Below are 16100 nucleotides of genomic sequence, written 5' to 3'. Positions count from 1 at the left end.
GCGGCGGGCCACCCCCGACCGTCCCGAACAACCGCATCAACCTGAGAGGAGCGTCGCATGCTGCGTGCAATCAATCCCCCTGGCGCCACGATTCCCGGCATTTCGCAGGCGGTACTCGTGGAAGGCGGCCAACCGCTGTATTTGTCCGGGCACGTTCCGTTCGACACCGACGGCACCGTGGTCGGCACCGATCACGCGACGCAGCTCGATCAGGTGTTCCGGAACATCGCCGATACGCTTCGTGCCGCGGGCGTCGGCTTCGAGTCCGTCGCGCGGCTCACGATCTACGTCCGCGACTTCGATTCGAGCCTGTTGCCGCAGATTCGCGAGGTGCGCGACCGGTGGGTCAATACCGCCTGTCCGCCCGCGAGCGCGCTCGTCGGCGTGGCTTCGCTGTTCCGCCCCGACGTGCTGGTCGAAGTGGACGCGTTCGCGATCGTTCCTGCGGCGAAATGATCCGATTCCAGCGCGTCACGCGCGCCGGTCGCTCGCCAGCAACCCATACAGCGCGCTGTCCGACACTTCGTCGCCGACGATCCAGCGTTCGCGCAGCAGCCCTTCCCGCGCGAAGCCGAGCCGTTCGAGCAGCCCCGCCGACGCGACGTTGCGCGGATCGATATCGGCTTCGAGCCGGTTCAGCCGCAGCGTGCCGAACGCGTGATCGATCACGGCCGATGCCGCCTCGCGCATGTAGCCGCCGCTCCAGTACTTACGCCGCAGGCTGAAGCCGATCTCCGCGCGCCGGCATTGCTCGTTCGCATGGAACAGCACGCATTCGCCGAGCGCTTCGCCGGTTTCCCGCAGTTCGAGCACGCAGATCAGGTCCTGCCCGCTCGCGGACGTCTTCACGTTGCGTGCGACGCGCTCGATCGCCTGTTCGACGTGTGTCATCGGCGAGAACGAGAAATAGCGCATCGCCTCCCCATCCGACCAGATCTCGAACAACGCGTGCGCGTCGGCTTCGCGTAGCGGCCGCAGGACGAGGCGGGCGGTATCCAGCGTGACGGGTTCGAACAGGGGCATGGCGACAGTCGGTCGAAAAAACGGGATCGTGAATTAGAACACGCGAGATGCGAGTCGGCCATTTCATGCATTCGCCCGCCCCGCCCCACCGCGGCACCCTGGATCACCGCAAAACAAAAAGGCCCGGACATCATCGCCCGGGCCTCTTCACCTCAGCTATTGCCGCCAGCCGGCCGCGCTTACGCTTCCAGCGCTTCGAGCACCTTCCCCTTCGTCTCGATCCCGACGAAGTGCACGGTCACCGCCGCGATCAGCGGGACGATACCGATCAGGTAGAACGCCGGCGCGAGGTTGCCGCCGATGATCGCGTGCGGCACGACCATCGGCGCGACGAACGATGCGATCTTCAGCCATGCGCTGCCGAGCCCGCAGCCCGACGCGCGGATGCTCGTCGGATACTGCTCCGGCGTATAGACGTACGCGGTAATGAACCCCGACGCCATCAACCCGAGCGACAGCGAGCAGAAGATCGACACGACATACACCGACGACGCGTGATAGATGCCCGCGAACGCCAGCGACACCGCGCACAGCACGAACGACCACACAATCACCGGCTTGCGGCCGAGCTTGTCGACGAGCAGCGCCGACGCCAGCGACCCGAGCACGCCCATCACCGAGCCGATCACCGCGAGGTTCAGCGCGAGCTGCAGCGGCGCGTGATAGAAGTTCTTGTAGATGGTCGGCAGCCACGTCGACAGCCCGTACTGGATGAACCCGCAGGTCGCCCACAACGTCGCCACCGCGAGCGTGCGCTTGCGATACGCGGCGCTGAACAGGTCGCTCATCTTGCGCTTCGGATGCTGGCGCACCATCTCGTCGAACGCGGCCGCCTGCGTGACGGGCGGCAGCTCGCCGCGCACCGACGCTTCGAACACGCCGACCGCACGCCCGGCTTCCGGGAGCCGCCCGCGCGACGCGAGCCAGCGCGGCGATTCCGGCACGAGGCGCGTGAGCACGAGCGACAGGATCAGCGGCAGCCCGCCGACGAAGTACATGATTTCCCAGCCGAAGCGCGGCACGAGCCACGCACCGAGCCCCATCGACACGAGCAGGCCGATCGGGAACACGATCTCGTACAGCAGCACGAAGCGGCCGCGGCCGTGTGCGCGCGTGATCTCGTTGATGTATGTCGCGGCAACCGGCAACTCGCCGCCGAGGCCCAGACCCTGCAGAATCCGCAGCAGCACGAAGATCTCGAAGGTCGGCGCGAAACCGCACGCGATGCTCGTGATGCCGATCACGGCCGAACTCCAAGCGATCGCCTTCACGCGGCCGTGCTTCTCCGCCAGCGCGGGAAACAGGAACGCGCCGATCAGCTGGCCGATCGCGCCGGATGCGATCAGCAGGCCGATCTGCGTCGGCGACAGCCCCCATTTGTGAATCAGCAGCGGCAGCGTCGCCGCGATCGTGATCACGTCGAAGCCGTCGAAGAACGTCGCGGCGCCGATCAGCACGCGCGCGCGGATCTGCATCGCGTTGGCCGGAAGCCGCTCGAGCCGCGCGATGATCGCGCCAGGCGTGGAGGCGGCAGCTTCCATCGTGGCGCGACCGGCCACGACGTTGTCGAAAGTGCTCATGCGGGGTGTCTCCTGTGTCTCGTCGCCGGTCAGGCCAGTGTCTTGGTCGTGTCTGCCAAGGCTTCCGTATCCACTGCCCGGCCCTGGTTCATCCACTTGCGCGCGAGCTTCAGCTCACGTGCGTTGTTGACGGCGATGACACCTCTCACATGTCCTTCGCCCACGAAAAACAGCGTCGCGCGTCGCGCGGCAAGATCGCCGCGCACGACGAGCTGCGCATCCGCCGGCAGATCACCGAGGATCTGCAGGTTCACGTCGTACTGATCCGACCAGAACCACGGAATCTCCGCGTACGGCGCACGCACGCCGAGCACGGCCTTCCCTGCCGCGATCGCCTGGTTCTGCGCGTTGGCCCACGATTCGAGCCGCACGCGCCGCTTCAGCCAGCCGTTGTGATGGTTCGCAACGTCGCCACAAGCGAAGATCGCCGGGTCGCTCGTCGCGCCAAATTCGTCGACGACGATGCCGTCGTCGATCGCCAGCCCCGCATCGCTCGCGAGCGACGCATTCAGCGCGAGGCCGATACCGGCCACCGCGAAATCGGCGTCGATCGTCGTACCGTCGGCGAGCGTTGCACGCACCTTCGATGCGTCGTCCGGCTGCGCGTCGAGCGACGCGAGCGCCGCGCCGAGGCGCACGTCGACACCATTCGCGCGATGCAGGTCGAGCAGGAAATCCGACACGATCCGCGGCACCGAGCGGCCGCACAGCCGCGGCGCGCCTTCGACCACGACCGCGTCGACGCCGAGCTTGCGCGCGGTCGCCGCGACTTCGAGGCCGATCCAGCCGCCGCCGATCACGAGCACGCGCTGGCTCGCGCGCAGCTTCTCGCCAAGCGCGGCCGCTTCGTCGAGCGTGCGCAGGTAATGCAGGTTCTGCGTCTTCACGAGCGCGTCAGGCAAGCGGCGCGACGTGCCGCCGGTCGCGATCACGAGACGGTCGTATTCGATCTCGCGGCCGCTTTCGGTTGTCACGACGCGGCGTGCGCGGTCGATCGATGCGGCGCGTTCCGGCTGCCATGCTTCGACATTCAACGCGTCGAATTCGTCGGGCCGCACGACGCGCACGGTTTCGATATCGGCGTCGCCGGCCAGCACGGCCTTCGACAGCGGCGGACGCTCGTACGGCAGATGGGGTTCGTCCGCGATCATCACGAGACGGCCCGCAAAGCCTTCCGCGCGCAGCGTCTTCAACACCCAGCCGGCGGCCTGGCCGCCGCCGATCACGACGACCGTGCCGGGCGCGGCCTGCTCCTGTGCGGTTTCTTCGCTCATGATTTGCGCTCCGTCATGAACTTGCCTTCCGGCGCCTTCGCGTTCTTCTGGCGGCGCGTGTTGCCGTCGAGGCCGCCGTCGACGGCCCATTCGGCGAACACGGTCGGGCCCGGCTCGAACTCGCGCGGCTGCCACTCGGGCGTCAGCATGTCTTCGTCCGCGTAGTACTCGATCAGGCCGCCGGCCGGGTTCTGGAAGTACCAGAAGTACGCGGACGACACCGGGTGACGACCCGGGCCGAGTTGCGTTTCCCAGCCGCAGCGGTCGATGTGCATGCCGCCGCCGAACACTTCGTGGATGTCGCGCACGGTGAACGCGACGTGATTCAGGCCACGTTTGCCATTCGGCAGCGCGAGCAGGAACAGGTCGTGGTGGCCGCCGTGCGGCGCGCAGCGCATGAACGCGCCACGCCCCGGATAACGGTCGGACGTCTCGAAGCCCAGCAACTCGTGATAGAACTTTTCCTGCGCATCGAGGCAGTTCGTGAAGAACACGACATGCCCGACCTCGACCGGCTCCGCGCGTGCATAGATCGGGCTCGGCTGGTCGACGCGCAGCGTCTGGCCCCACACGTTCGACGGCGAGCCCGTGATGTCGAGTTCGCGCTTGCGCGTGACTTCGATGCGGATCGCCATCCCGTTCGGGTCGATGCAGCCCACCGCATCGTCCTGCGCGTAATAGCCGGGCTGCCCGGCGAGCTTCGTGCGCAGCGCATCGAGTTCCTGCTGCGTCGCGACGCCCCACGTGACTTCACGCAGCGTCGGGCCCGCTTCGAATGCGGGCGGCAGCGCCGGATCGTCTGCCTTGACGGCCAGCACGGTGCAACCGTTCAACGTCTCGAAGCGTGCGCGCGATTCGTCGTGCGAGACTTCCTTCATCCCCCAGTCGGCGAAAAAGCGCCGGCAGGTCGCGAGGTCGTCGACACCGTACGTGATCTGCTCGATTCCCAAAATGCTCATTGCGTCATTCCCCTTCGCTCAGTTCGCCCACGGCAGCGGCGCGTCGTTCAAGCCCCAGTAGAGGCTCTTCTGCTGCATGTACTCGCGGATGCCGAGACGCCCCTTCTCGCGCCCCATCCCGCTCTCCTTCCAGCCCGAAAACGGCGTGGAGATCGAAAACAGCTTGTACGTGTTGATCCAGACGGTGCCCGTCTCCAGCGCGCGCGCGATGCGCCAGGCGCGCTTGTAGTCGCGCGTCCAGATGCCGGCCGCCAGGCCGAACACGCTGTCGTTCGCCTGCGCGATCAGCGACGCTTCGTCGTCGAACGGCATCGCGACGAGCACCGGGCCGAAGATTTCTTCCTGGCAGATGCGCGCGCTGTTCGGCAAGCCTTCGAGGATCGTCGGCTGATAGAAGAAGCCGTTCTCGCGCCCGTCGCCCGACGGCCGCTCGCCGCCGCACAGCAGGCGGCCGCCTTCCTCGAGACCGAGCGCCACGTAGCGCTCCACCGATTCGCGATGCTTCGCGGTGATCAGCGGCCCCATCTGCGTGTCAGGCCGCGTCGGGTCGCCCACGCGCAGCTTGCGTGCGCCGGCCACCAAACGCGTCATGAATTCGTCGTACACCGCGCGCTGCACGAACAGCCGCGAGCCCGCGATACACGCTTCGCCCGACGAACTGAAGATGCCGTACAGCACGCCGTTGACCGCGTGATCGAGATCGGCGTCGTCGCAGACGATCGTCGGCGACTTGCCGCCGAGTTCGAGCGACACGGGCATCAGCTTCTCGGCTGCAATGCGCGCGATGCCGCGGCCCACTTCGGTGCCGCCGGTGAACGACACCTTCTTCACCAGCGGATGACGCACGAGCACGTCGCCGATCACCGAGCCCTTGCCCGGCAGCACGCTCAGCACGCCCTTCGGCACGCCGGCTTCCTCGCAGATGCGCGCCAGCGCGAGCGACACGAGCGGCGTGACTTCGGCCGGCTTGAGCACCACCGCGTTGCCGCCTGCCAGCGCCGGTGCGAGCTTCTGCGCATCGGACGCGATCGGCGAGTTCCACGGCGTGATCGCCGCGATCACGCCGATCGGCTCGTACACGCTCATCGTCAGGTAATCGCCGCGCGACGGCGTCAGTTCCTCGTCGAGCGTCTCGAGGCACGCCGCGAAATAGCGGAACGTGTTCGCGGCGCTAGCCACCAGCACGCGCGTCTCGCCGATCGGCTTGCCGTTGTCGCGGCGCTGCAGGTTCGCGAGCGCTTCGTGGCGCTGCATGATCAGGTCGGCGATGCGGTACAGCACCTGCGCGCGCTGGTGCGGCTTCAACCCGGCCCAATCGGCGCGGCGCCATGCGGCATCGGCGGCCACGACGGCTTCGGCCGCGTCTTCCGCATTCGCGGTCGACACTTCCATGTTCACGGACTGGTCGGCCGGATAGATGCTCGCGAAAGGCGTGCCACGGCCGCGCCGCCATTCGCCGCCGATCAGGATGTTGCCGTCGGGTACGAGGCTCGTATCGAAAGGAGTCATGTCACAAGTCCCACAAATCTGTCTCTGCACGTCCGCCCTCGCCGTGGCGCGGGCGGACATTCGATGGTCCGGTCAGATCACGCAGCGGGCCGCGCGGTTGCGCAGCGCGCGGATCGCGCTGTATGCGGTCAGCGCGGACGTCTTCGGGTTGTCGGGCAGCGGCTTGCCGCTCATTTCCAGCGACATCTCACCGAATGCGCCGCGCGCGGTGATGCGGTGCACGTTGCGCTCGACCGACGGATCGGCGATCAGGCGCACGTGCGTCGCGTCGAGGCCGAGGCCCGCGAGCGCGACGGTGGCCGCGACGTTCGCGTTCTTCGGGTACAGGCGCGCGGCATCGCGCGCGCTGCCTTCGAAGATCACCTTTTCCCCGGTCATCGCGCGCAGGTCGCACAGTGCCTCGGCGGGCGTGCCGAGCCAGCCGAGCGGCGGCTTGCGGCCCACGTACAGCACTTCGTCGAGGCCGCCCTGCTTCGCGGACGCCAGCGCATCGATCCCGCCGATCGCGCCGGACAGCAGCGTCACCGTCGCGTCGCCTTCGTCGGCCGCCTGTGCGAGCACATCGAGCAGCGCGAGATCGGACAGCGCGCCGATCGACGCAACCGCGCAGTCGGTGCCGGCCTTCAGCAGCGGCACGACGTGATCGACGAGCGCGCTGTGGCCCGCGCATTCGAGCGCGAACTCCGGGCGGCGGGCCAGTGCGTCGACCGACGACACGACCTCCACCGCGCCGCCCAGCACGCCCTGCACCGCCGCGCACTGGTGTTCCGGCACGATCACGTGCGCGATGCGCAGCGACGCATCGTGCTCGACCGCGTGGTACACGGCCGCGCCGATCGCACCGAAGCCGATCATCGCGACGTCGACGGGTGCGTGGGCATTACGCATACTGGCGCTCCGACGGCTCTTCTTTCTTCACCGGCGGGCCGGCGAAGTTCGATGCGAACGAGCCGACCGACAGCATGTCGACCTCGACCATCACCGGGCCTGCCTTCGCCATCCCTTCGCGCACAATCGCTTCCGCGTCGTCGAGCGACGTGATCCGGTAGTGCGTGAGGCCGAAGCTCGCGCAGAACTGCGCGAAATCGGGCTGGTGCAGCTGCACGAAGCAGCGGCGGCCACCGTAGTGCGCGTCCTGGATGTTGCGGATCACGCCGTAGCACTGGTCGTTCATCAGCACGATCATCACGTTCGCGTTTTCCTGCACGGCCGTGACGAGCTCGCCGACGTTGACCATCAGGCCGCCGTCGCCGACGAGGCACACCGTCTTCGCGGCCGCATCCGCGAGCGCCGCGCCGATGCCCATCTGGATGCCCTGGCCGATGCCGCCGCCGAGCGCATGCACGCCCGAGCGCGGCTCGAAGATCTTCAGCAGGCGGTTGCCCCACGTGCTGTTCGAGATCGTCACGTCGCGCACCCAGTTGTAGTCGCGACCGACGGCGCCCTGCAGCGTGTCGACGAGCTGCTTGTACGGCCCGAGGCCCTTCGACACGTCGGCCACCGCCTGCTCGCGGGCTGCCGCGAGATCGGCCGCAAACTGCGGATCGACCGACAGGCGGCCTTCGAGCTGGTCGGCCAGTGCGGCCAGCACGCGCTTCGAATCGCCATGCACGAACAGCTCGTTGCGATAGCCGCGGTTGTCCGCAAGCGCATCGGCATCGACGCGGAACAGCGGCTGCGGCAGCGCGAGCTTGTACTTCAGCGTTTCGTTGCCGCGCAGGCGCGAACCGACGACGACGAGCGCATCGCAGGTCTTGTAGAACGCTTCGACGGACGCGTGCACGTTGAACGCGCCGAGCGTCGCCGGGTGATCTTCGGGCAGCACGCCGCGGCCCTGCACGCTCGTCACGACGCCGAAGCCGAGCTTCACGAGGCGTTCGACTTCCTCGCGTGCATGGCGCGCGCCGCCGCCGAGCCACAGCAGCGGACGGCGCTTGGCCGCCAGTGCGTCGGCGAGCTTCGCTACGCGGGCGGCGTCGTGCTCGCGCACCGCGACGTGTGCCGGCGCGAGGTCTTCCGGCCATTCGATTTCAGCGGCCTGGATATCGATCGGAATCTCGACCGACACGGGGCCCGTCGGCGCGGTCTGCGCGATGCGCACGGCTTCGCGGATCGTCGGCAGCACGGTTTCGACGGTGCGCACGCGGAACGCGGCTTTCGAAATCGAATGCAGCATCGACAGCTGGTCCGGCGCTTCGTGGATGTACGCGAGATCCTGGTCGAGGTACGGCGTCTCGATCTGCCCCGTGACGTGCAGCAGCGCGGTGCCGGCCGTCAGCGCCTCGACCATCGCGCCGGCTGCGTTGCCCGCCGCCGTGCCCGTGCTCGTGAACGCGACGCCGAGGCCGCCCGACACGCGGGCCAGGCCGTCGGCCATGTTCAATGCGCCGGCTTCGCCGCGTGCACCGACATACCGGATATTGCCGCGCGAGTTGATCGCGTCGAGGATCGGCATGTTGTGGATCGAGATGACACCGAATGCGGTCTTCACGCCGCACTGCTCGAGAAAGGCGGCAATCAGCTCGCCAACCGTGGTTTTTTCAGACATGGCGTGCAAAGCCTCCAGAAACGTCGATATGGCTGCCCGTCGTGTAGGACGACAGATGCGTTGCGAGATAAAAGAGTGCCCAGGCGGCCTCGTCAGGCTTGCCGAAGCGGTTCAGCGGAATGTTCTTCGTGCGGGCGAGCGCGCCCGTCCAGTCCTCCCAGCTTTCGCCGGACTGCGCCTGCGTTTCGTAACGGCGGCGCCACTGGCCCGACTCGACGATGCCGATCAGGATCGAGTTCACGCGAATGCGCTGCGGCGCCAGTTCGGTCGCGAGCGACTTCACGAGGCTCAGCACGCCCGCGCGCGCCGACGACGTCGCAACCATGTGCGGCTCCGGCTGCAGCGCGAGCAGCGAGTTCACGCAGGTGATCGTCGGCGCCTGCGCATCGCGCAGCAGCGGCAGAAACGCGCGCGTCGGGCGGATGATGCTGAAATACTTCAGTTCGAGTTCTTCGCGCCACGCGTCGTCGGTCGTATCGGCGAAGGTCGACACGCGGCCCTGGCCGGCGTTGTTGACCAGCATGTCGGCGCGGCCGAAGCGCGTCGACACCGCTTGCGCGAACTCCGCCACATCGGCTTCGTCGAGCACGTTGCAACGCGCGGCGAGCAGTTGCGCGCCCGGGTATTTTTCAACGAGCATCGCTTCGGCGCGTGCGAGACGGTCGCCGTCCCGGCCGCAAATCGCGACCGATGCGCCTGCCTGCAGGAACCGTTCGGCAGTCGCGAGGCCGATGCCGGACGAACCGCCCGTCACCACCGCCACCTGCCCGGTCAGATCGATCTGAATCATCGGAGTCCTAAAGCCTTGAGAAACGTGTGCTCGTCATCCGAGCGGTAATTGAGCCGCCGCGACAGTTCTGCCGCTGCGCGCTGCACCTTGTCGATCAGACCGTCCGAGATCAGCGCCGCGTCGATTTCCGGGCGCGGCACCGTCACCGTAATGCACGCGACGATCTTCTGCGTTTCGTTTCGCACCGGCGCCGTGACCACCGAGATGCCGCGCTCGAACGACGAGTTGCTGACGCCGTAACCGCGCAGCGCATCCTCGCGGATCACTTCGTACAGTGCGTCGACCGACTCCGGCGTCGCGTTCGTCATCCGGTTCAATGAACCTTCCGGATACAGCGCATGCAGCTCCTTCAGCGACAGGTCGCCCATCAGCACGTGGCCGTGGGTCGTCGCATGCGCGGGCAAGCGCGTGCCGACGTTCACGCGGATCGAGCTGAACACCGGCGCCTGGCTCTGCGCCTTCGCGACGAACACCACGTCGCGGCCGTCCCGGATCACGATGTGCGTCGTGAAGCCGGTCGCGTCGCGCAGGCTCTCGATCACCGGCAGGCCGAGATCGGTCAGCTCCAGCGAGCTCAGGTATTCGAAGCCGAGCCGCAGCACGGCAATGCCGAGCTTGTAGTTGCGATCCTTGTCCGCCCGCTCGAGGAAGCCGAGCGATTCGAGCGTCTGCAGCAGACGGAACACCGTCGTGCGCGGAATGCCGAGCCGTTTCGACAATTCGGGCGCGCCGAGCACGGGCTCGCGCGGCGAGAATTCGGCGAGGATCCGCAGCCCGCGCTCGAGGCCGGGCACGACGTAGCTGGCTTCGGCCTTGCCGTTTTCGGTATCGGGTTGTTGCAGCGGTTCGTTCATGCCAGCCCCCGCTGTTGGTCGCACTGACGGCAGAACGTGTCGATCAGTGCGGAATAGACGGCCGGTGCTTCCACGTAGCCGGCATGGCCTGCTTGCGGAATCACCTGCAGCCCGACGTGCGCGGCCGCGGCAATCCGCTCGCACGCGGCGGGCGGCGTGATCGCGTCGTTCGCGCCGACGGCCACGGCCGTGCGGCCGCGAAAGCCGGCAAGATCCGTTGCGAGATCGGCGTTCGCGAGCAGATGCGTGGCCTGCGCATAACCGGCCGGCACGATGCGCGCCATGTTCCAGCGCACCCACGCACGCGCATCCTCGTTCGCGAAGCCGGACAGCATGTTGCCGCTGCGCTGCTCGGCGAGCCCGGCCGGACCGAGTTCGGCGAGCATCGCGAGCCGCGCATCGCGGCGCGATTCGCGCGTTTCGGCCGGTGCGCTGCCGTAGCCGCCCGCAGGCGACACCAGCAGCAGGCCGGCGATCCGCGCGGGCATCACGCGGGCAAGACCGCCCGCGATGATCGCGCCGAGCGAATGACCGACCAGCACGCAGCGTTCGATGCCGAGTGCCTCGAGCCACGCGTTCAGCGATGCCGCGTAATCGGCGGCGGCCGGCGACGCACCGCGCACCGGCGTCGACACGCCGTAACCGGGCGCATCCCACGCGAGCACGCGCCGCGATGCGCCGAGCGTGTCGAGCTGGCGGACCCACGATGCGGCGCCCGAGCCGATGCCGTGCAGCAGCACGACGGGCAGCGCACGGCCTGCATGCTGCGCGCCGGCCTCGCGATAACCGATCGTGCCCGCCGCGCCGGCCACGCAACGCTGTTCGGGAAACTGCCCGAGCAGCGCGGCGAACGCCGCGGTGCGGTCGCGTTCACGTTTGTCGATGACACTCATTGCTTCACCTGCCCCGTCTCAACGCTTGATCTTCGCGAGCGGCGAATCGGGCGGATACGTCGGCGTGACCGGCTTCGGCGAACCGAGCATCACGCACATCAGCGCATCTTCCTCGCCGATGTTGATTTCCGTGCGATACACACCCGGCGGCACCGAGATCAGGTCGCGCTCGCCGAGGATCGCTTCCCACGTCTCGCCGTCACGCTCGCAGATCACCTTCATCTTGCCGCGCAGCACGAAGAAGATTTCCTCGACATCCATGTGGATGTGGCTCGGGCCGATGTTGCCGGCCGGGATGACCATCGTCGAGAACGTGAAGCCGCCGGCCGGCACCGTGTTGACGTCCTTCGCGACGCCCGTGCCGCCCGTGCCGACGTAGCGCATCTGCGCACGGCGGTACTTCGGGTCGTAGTCGGCCTGGAACTTCAGTGCGTCCCAGTCGTAGCGGCGCGTCGCATAACGCGCCACACGCCCTTCCATCCAGTCGTTGAAGCTTGCGCCTTCCGGCTGGTCCCACGACTTGCGTTCGAGATCGGTGTCCGCCATCGTCCTCTCCTTCATCAGAGTGAAAACTTCAATTCAATCAATTCATCACGAAGCCGCCGTTCACCGGCAGCAGTTGACCCGTCACGAAGCGCGCGCCGTCCGACAGCAGGAACAGCACGGGGCCCGTCACGTCGTCGGGTACCTGCGCACGCGTCAGCGCGCGGCCCTGCATGTAGAACGCGTGGCGCTCGGCCGGCACGTAGGCGGTCGCCTCGACTTCGGTCAGCCCCGGCGCGATCGCGTTGACCGTCACGCCGTGCGCGCCGAACTCGCGTGCCTGCGCATGCGTCATCGCGATCACCGCGCCCTTGCTCGCGACGTACGCGAGCAGCTTCGGCGCGCCCCACAGCGCTGTGTCCGATGCAAGGTTCACGATCGCGCCGCGGCCCGACTGCGCGAGGTACGGCAGCGCTGCATTGCTGACGAGCCACACGCCGCGCACGTTCACGTTCATCACGGTGTCCCACGTCGACACGTCGAGCTCGGTCGACAGCTTGCCGCCCGAGTTCGTGATCGCCGCGTTGTTGATCAGTGCGTCGATGCCGCCGAGCGCTGCCGCGCCCTGCGCGACGAACGCGGTGACGCTCGCCGGATCGGCGAGGTCGAGCGCGAAGAAATGCGCGACATGGCCGGCTTCGGAGAGTTGCGCGGCAAGCGCACGGCCTTCGTCGGCCAGCACGTCGCCGAACGCGACCTGCGCGCCCGCTTCGACGAGCGCCTTCACGAACGCCGCGCCGAGCCCGCGCGCGCCGCCCGTGACGAGCACGCGGCGCCCCGGGAGCGACACGACCGGAGCGCGCTCAGCCATTTGCCGGCTCCGATGCGGCCTGCGCCTGCGCCGCGCGATGCGCGTCGAGCGCGGAGAGATGCTCCTGCGCACGCGTGCGCAGCATCCGGCGCACGCGCGTCATGCCGACGTCGTGCTGGTACAGGTATTCGTGATCGCGTGCATTCGGCGCGAGGCTTTCGAGGACGTAGCGGTCCTGCTCGAGCACGTCCCAGTGCAGGCCCTCGAGGCGGTTGCGGTACATGAAGCGCCACACGTCGCGCTGCCAGCCGCTGACCTTGCGGGTGCGCCAGAAATAGACCTGGCAGTTGTCGCCGTCGACCGGCGTCGCGAAGCCGATGATCCCGAAGTTGCCGCCGGGGCCGAACTTCTGCTTGTACGGAATCGCGAGGCGCATCCACAGGCAGCCCGTTTCGCCGAGCTCGACCCAGTCGAAGTTCACGTCGCGCTGGCCGACCTTCTCGAACATCAGGCCCGTTTCCGTCTTGCGCACGCGCATGTCGGCCTGCTTGTCGCCTTCGGCCATCGAGTGCGACGTGGCATGCAGGTACGCACCGTGCATCGGGTCCATCACGTTGTCGATCGCGTACTGGTAATTGCACTTCCAGTTCGACACGCACAGGAAGTGGCCGTACTCGTCGGCGACCAGTTCCTCGGGCAGGTTCAGCGGCGCCGGCTCGCCGTGCGCTTCGTCGCCGAACCACAGGAAGATCGCGCCGGCCTTCTCTTCGACCGGATACGACTTCACGCACTTCGTGCCTTCGAGCGGACAGTTCGATACGGCCGGCACGCGGTTGACCGTGCCGCCGCCGTCGACTTCGATGCCGTGATACCAGCAGGCGATGTTGCCGCCGAGGTTCCAGCCGAGCGACAGGCGCGCGCCGCGGTGCGGGCAGCGATCTTCGAGCGCGTGAACCTTGCCGTCGTGATCGCGCCACAGCACGATCTGCTCGGACAGGCGCGTGAGGCCGACCGGTGCATTCGACACCTGCCAGCTCGGCGCGACGGGATACCAGTAGTTCTTGATGCCGCGGTCGAGATAGGCACGGACCGGGTCGTGTTGTGCTGCGTGTTGTTCGGGGGACGTCATCAGTGTGCTCCGGATGCGGTTGTCGTCGGGTCGGCGGTCGGCGCTCAGGCGGTCATTCCGCGAGCGAGGCCATTTCGGCGCGGAAGCGCTCAGGTGTCCACACCGTGCCGTCCGGCGCGCGGAAGCCGATGCGGTTCAGGCCCGCGACGACATCGTCCAGCTCGATCGCGCCGGCTTCGAACACGCGTTCGAGCGCATCGCCGAGGTCGTTTTCGTACTGGGTCGGTGCAGCCTTGCGGTTCTGCCAGACCTGGTTCTCGACCTGGCCGGGGATCTCGATCTGCCCCTTGCCCGCGACGTTGTTCGGCTGCGGCGCCACCCACGGCTTCAGGAAGGGATTGAAGTTGACGGTCGCTTCTTTCATGTCATTCCACCTTGATCTGGATTTCCTCGCCGGCGAGGCGCACCGCGTACTGCTTCAGTGCGCGACCACCCGGACCCTTCAGGCATTCGCCCGTCTTGATGTCGAACACGGCCTCGTGCAGCGGGCATTCGACCGTGCCTTCATCGACGAACCCCTGCGTCAGCAGCGCGTACGCATGCGGGCATACGTTCTCGAGCGCATACACGTCGTCGCCGACGCGGTAGATCCCGATTTCAACGCCGTCGGTCCGCTTGAACTCGATCGGCGTGTCTTCCGACAGCGCGCCGGCGTGCCCGGCGCAAACCCATTGTTCAGACATCTCACACCCTTCCTTCTGATCGACTCTCGGTTTGTTCCGATTTGTTCCATACCCGGAACAGCAGTTTATGGATGGTGATTATAGGAGTGACTTTCCACGAGTAAAACAAAAAGCTGCACGCCCTAGGGAAAACACTGACCGTCGGGTCGGAGATCACGCGCACCCACCTCATTAAATGAAATTTTTTGTTATACAACGGGGAGTTACCGGGTTTACACGGGCTTCGCGCACCGGCGCCGGGCATCGGCCCGAAACCCATCCGCCCCGAAAAAATTATTTTTGATCCGCTGCCTCACGCCTCTATACTCCATTCCATCAGAGGCACATCGTTCCTTATATGGAACATACGAATGCCCACCCCATGGCGAAAACGCGCGACGGCCGGCCGTTCCTGCGCATGCCGCCACGGCACGTTTTCATCAGGTTGGAGATTCAGGAGATCAAATGGTCAAGCACGCGGTAGCAGCAGCAGTGATCGGAATGGGCGCCGTGTCGGGCGCGTGGGCGCAGAGCAGCGTGATGCTGTACGGCAGCATGGATGCGGGTATCGCGTACGTGAACAACGTCGGCGGCCATGCGAAGTGGGCGATGATCCAGGGCAATACGCAGCCGGATCGGTGGGGCCTGAAGGGCAAGGAAGACCTCGGCAATGGCCTGTCGGCGATCTTCCAGCTCGAAAACGGCTTCTATACGAACAATGGCCAGTTCGCGACCGCGAACACGATCTGGAACCGCGCGGCCTTCGTCGGCCTCAGCTCGGAACGCTACGGCACGCTGACGCTCGGCCGCCAGACGCCGCTGTCGTTCGACTATCTCGATCCGCTCAGCACGGCCTACCTCGCGATGAGCTGGTACGCGTTCCACCCCGGCAACATCGACGGGCTCGCCGCGACCGGCAACGTGCCGTACAACAACGCGGTCAAGTACCGTTCGCCGACCTTCGCGGGCTTCTCGGCCGCGGCGACGATGGCGCTCGGCAACACGACGAACTTCTCGACCGGCAAATCGGTCGGCGTCGCGCTGAACTATGCGAACGGGCCGTTCAAGGCGTCGGCCGTGTACTCGAACGAGCATGACCGCTCGATCCTGATCAGCACGACCGGCATCACGTCGTTCCAGGGGCAGAACACCGCGAACGGCTATACCGCGAGCAAGGTCGAGAACATCGGGGCGGGTGCGTCGTACCAGTTCGGCGACTTCCTCGTGCACGGCCTGTACACGCGCACGAAGATGCAGTCGAACGGCTTTTCGGACACGTTCCAGAGCTACGACGCGGGTGTGAACTACCGCAGCAGCGCGTTCAACACGATCGCGGGCGGCGCGGCGACCACGACACTGGCCGGCCGCCGCTGGACGCAGGTCGAGCTCGGCGACATCTATTCGCTGTCGAAGCGCACGCAGCTGTATGCGAACGTGCTGGTTGAGCACGGTTCGGGCGGTGCGCAGGCCGCGTTCTTCACGGCAGGCGTGTCGAGTACGGCGAACCAGGTGATCGTGCTCACCGGCATCCACCACTCGTTCTGAACGAAATCAGGCGTTCGCCGCCTGAAACGACAAAAGCGGC

Annotated in this window: 17 protein-coding genes; 2 read left to right on the top strand and 15 right to left on the bottom strand. The window is 66.9% G+C overall.

All coding sequences use genetic code 11. From position 1 onward, the window contains the following. Positions 1–57: 57 nt before the first annotated feature. Entirely contained in the window at positions 58–456 is a 399-nt protein-coding gene (locus BCEP18194_RS28365; RefSeq protein ID WP_011354725.1) for a RidA family protein, read from the top strand. A gap of 15 nt (positions 457–471) precedes the next feature. Here the strand turns inward: BCEP18194_RS28365 and BCEP18194_RS28360 are convergent, their stop codons facing one another. From BCEP18194_RS28360 to BCEP18194_RS28290, 15 genes are all read right to left on the bottom strand, one after another. Continuing rightward, positions 472–1023 carry a GNAT family N-acetyltransferase gene (locus tag BCEP18194_RS28360; protein WP_011354724.1) on the bottom strand — a complete coding sequence of 184 codons (552 nt, stop codon included), beginning with the start codon at positions 1021–1023 and terminating at the stop codon, positions 472–474. Between the two features lie 179 nt (positions 1024–1202). Further along, on the bottom strand, positions 1203–2603 hold the full coding sequence (locus BCEP18194_RS28355) for an MFS transporter (protein ID WP_011354723.1): 1401 nt from the start codon (positions 2601–2603) through the stop codon (positions 1203–1205). 29 nt (positions 2604–2632) lie between these two features. Beyond that, positions 2633–3877, bottom strand: a complete 1245-nt coding sequence (locus tag BCEP18194_RS28350; RefSeq protein WP_011354722.1) for an NAD(P)/FAD-dependent oxidoreductase — start codon at positions 3875–3877, stop codon at positions 2633–2635. After that, complete coding sequence (locus tag BCEP18194_RS28345) at positions 3874–4836, bottom strand: VOC family protein (protein ID WP_011354721.1); 963 nt, start codon at positions 4834–4836, stop codon at positions 3874–3876. Before BCEP18194_RS28345 ends, BCEP18194_RS28350 begins: the two co-directional genes overlap by 4 nt. An 18-nt stretch (positions 4837–4854) precedes the next feature. Then, positions 4855–6345, bottom strand: a complete 1491-nt coding sequence (locus tag BCEP18194_RS28340) for an aldehyde dehydrogenase (protein ID WP_011354720.1) — start codon at positions 6343–6345, stop codon at positions 4855–4857. A 72-nt stretch (positions 6346–6417) separates the two neighbouring features. Then, positions 6418–7233 (bottom strand): aspartate dehydrogenase, encoded by an 816-nt coding sequence (locus BCEP18194_RS28335; RefSeq protein ID WP_011354719.1) that lies wholly within the window; start codon positions 7231–7233, stop codon positions 6418–6420. Next, the gene (locus BCEP18194_RS28330) at positions 7226–8893 is read right to left on the bottom strand and encodes a thiamine pyrophosphate-binding protein (RefSeq protein ID WP_011354718.1); all 1668 of its coding nucleotides are present in this window, start codon (positions 8891–8893) and stop codon (positions 7226–7228) included. The genes BCEP18194_RS28335 and BCEP18194_RS28330 overlap by 8 nt, the downstream gene beginning before the upstream one ends. Further along, positions 8886–9683: an SDR family oxidoreductase gene (locus BCEP18194_RS28325; protein WP_011354717.1), complete on the bottom strand. Its 798-nt coding sequence runs from the start codon at positions 9681–9683 to the stop codon at positions 8886–8888. Before BCEP18194_RS28325 ends, BCEP18194_RS28330 begins: the two co-directional genes overlap by 8 nt. Then, positions 9680–10537 carry an IclR family transcriptional regulator gene (locus BCEP18194_RS28320; RefSeq protein WP_011354716.1) on the bottom strand — a complete coding sequence of 286 codons (858 nt, stop codon included), beginning with the start codon at positions 10535–10537 and terminating at the stop codon, positions 9680–9682. Before BCEP18194_RS28320 ends, BCEP18194_RS28325 begins: the two co-directional genes overlap by 4 nt. Then, positions 10534–11430 (bottom strand): alpha/beta fold hydrolase, encoded by an 897-nt coding sequence (locus tag BCEP18194_RS28315; protein WP_011354715.1) that lies wholly within the window; start codon positions 11428–11430, stop codon positions 10534–10536. Before BCEP18194_RS28315 ends, BCEP18194_RS28320 begins: the two co-directional genes overlap by 4 nt. Positions 11431–11448: 18 nt before the next feature. Continuing rightward, the gene (locus BCEP18194_RS28310; RefSeq protein ID WP_011354714.1) at positions 11449–11976 is read right to left on the bottom strand and encodes a cupin domain-containing protein; all 528 of its coding nucleotides are present in this window, start codon (positions 11974–11976) and stop codon (positions 11449–11451) included. Positions 11977–12013: 37 nt separating this feature from the next. Continuing rightward, positions 12014–12784, bottom strand: coding sequence for an SDR family oxidoreductase (locus BCEP18194_RS28305; protein ID WP_011354713.1), 771 nt, complete (start codon positions 12782–12784; stop codon positions 12014–12016). Further along, positions 12777–13853 carry an aromatic ring-hydroxylating oxygenase subunit alpha gene (locus BCEP18194_RS28300; protein ID WP_011354712.1) on the bottom strand — a complete coding sequence of 359 codons (1077 nt, stop codon included), beginning with the start codon at positions 13851–13853 and terminating at the stop codon, positions 12777–12779. The genes BCEP18194_RS28305 and BCEP18194_RS28300 overlap by 8 nt, the downstream gene beginning before the upstream one ends. Before the next feature lie 52 nt (positions 13854–13905). Then, complete coding sequence (locus BCEP18194_RS28295) at positions 13906–14217, bottom strand: recombinase-like helix-turn-helix domain-containing protein (RefSeq protein ID WP_011354711.1); 312 nt, start codon at positions 14215–14217, stop codon at positions 13906–13908. Position 14218: 1 nt separating this feature from the next. Beyond that, positions 14219–14536, bottom strand: coding sequence for a non-heme iron oxygenase ferredoxin subunit (locus BCEP18194_RS28290; protein WP_011354710.1), 318 nt, complete (start codon positions 14534–14536; stop codon positions 14219–14221). A 444-nt stretch (positions 14537–14980) separates the two neighbouring features. Between BCEP18194_RS28290 and BCEP18194_RS28285 the strand changes: the two genes are divergently transcribed. Continuing rightward, positions 14981–16060: a porin gene (locus tag BCEP18194_RS28285; RefSeq protein ID WP_011354709.1), complete on the top strand. Its 1080-nt coding sequence runs from the start codon at positions 14981–14983 to the stop codon at positions 16058–16060. Positions 16061–16100 lie beyond the last annotated feature (40 nt).

Origin of the sequence: Burkholderia lata, from assembly GCF_000012945.1 — a bacterium.
Lineage (GTDB): Bacteria > Pseudomonadota > Gammaproteobacteria > Burkholderiales > Burkholderiaceae > Burkholderia > Burkholderia lata.
Note: the sequence above shows the minus strand (reverse complement) of the source record. Positions and strands in the feature narration are given on the sequence as shown.

Coding starts and splice junctions, on each gene's coding strand:
- BCEP18194_RS28320 (WP_011354716.1), bottom strand. CDS start 10,537: ATGAACGAACCGCTGCAACAACCCGATACCGAAAACGGCAAGGCCGAA.
- BCEP18194_RS28345 (WP_011354721.1), bottom strand. CDS start 4,836: ATGAGCATTTTGGGAATCGAGCAGATCACGTACGGTGTCGACGACCTC.
- BCEP18194_RS28355 (WP_011354723.1), bottom strand. CDS start 2,603: ATGAGCACTTTCGACAACGTCGTGGCCGGTCGCGCCACGATGGAAGCT.
- BCEP18194_RS28340 (WP_011354720.1), bottom strand. CDS start 6,345: ATGACTCCTTTCGATACGAGCCTCGTACCCGACGGCAACATCCTGATC.
- BCEP18194_RS28365 (WP_011354725.1), top strand. CDS start 58: ATGCTGCGTGCAATCAATCCCCCTGGCGCCACGATTCCCGGCATTTCG.
- BCEP18194_RS28315 (WP_011354715.1), bottom strand. CDS start 11,430: ATGAGTGTCATCGACAAACGTGAACGCGACCGCACCGCGGCGTTCGCC.
- BCEP18194_RS28305 (WP_011354713.1), bottom strand. CDS start 12,784: ATGGCTGAGCGCGCTCCGGTCGTGTCGCTCCCGGGGCGCCGCGTGCTC.
- BCEP18194_RS28335 (WP_011354719.1), bottom strand. CDS start 7,233: ATGCGTAATGCCCACGCACCCGTCGACGTCGCGATGATCGGCTTCGGT.
- BCEP18194_RS28300 (WP_011354712.1), bottom strand. CDS start 13,853: ATGACGTCCCCCGAACAACACGCAGCACAACACGACCCGGTCCGTGCC.
- BCEP18194_RS28295 (WP_011354711.1), bottom strand. CDS start 14,217: ATGAAAGAAGCGACCGTCAACTTCAATCCCTTCCTGAAGCCGTGGGTG.
- BCEP18194_RS28360 (WP_011354724.1), bottom strand. CDS start 1,023: ATGCCCCTGTTCGAACCCGTCACGCTGGATACCGCCCGCCTCGTCCTG.
- BCEP18194_RS28285 (WP_011354709.1), top strand. CDS start 14,981: ATGGTCAAGCACGCGGTAGCAGCAGCAGTGATCGGAATGGGCGCCGTG.
- BCEP18194_RS28290 (WP_011354710.1), bottom strand. CDS start 14,536: ATGTCTGAACAATGGGTTTGCGCCGGGCACGCCGGCGCGCTGTCGGAA.
- BCEP18194_RS28330 (WP_011354718.1), bottom strand. CDS start 8,893: ATGTCTGAAAAAACCACGGTTGGCGAGCTGATTGCCGCCTTTCTCGAG.
- BCEP18194_RS28350 (WP_011354722.1), bottom strand. CDS start 3,877: ATGAGCGAAGAAACCGCACAGGAGCAGGCCGCGCCCGGCACGGTCGTC.
- BCEP18194_RS28310 (WP_011354714.1), bottom strand. CDS start 11,976: ATGGCGGACACCGATCTCGAACGCAAGTCGTGGGACCAGCCGGAAGGC.
- BCEP18194_RS28325 (WP_011354717.1), bottom strand. CDS start 9,683: ATGATTCAGATCGATCTGACCGGGCAGGTGGCGGTGGTGACGGGCGGT.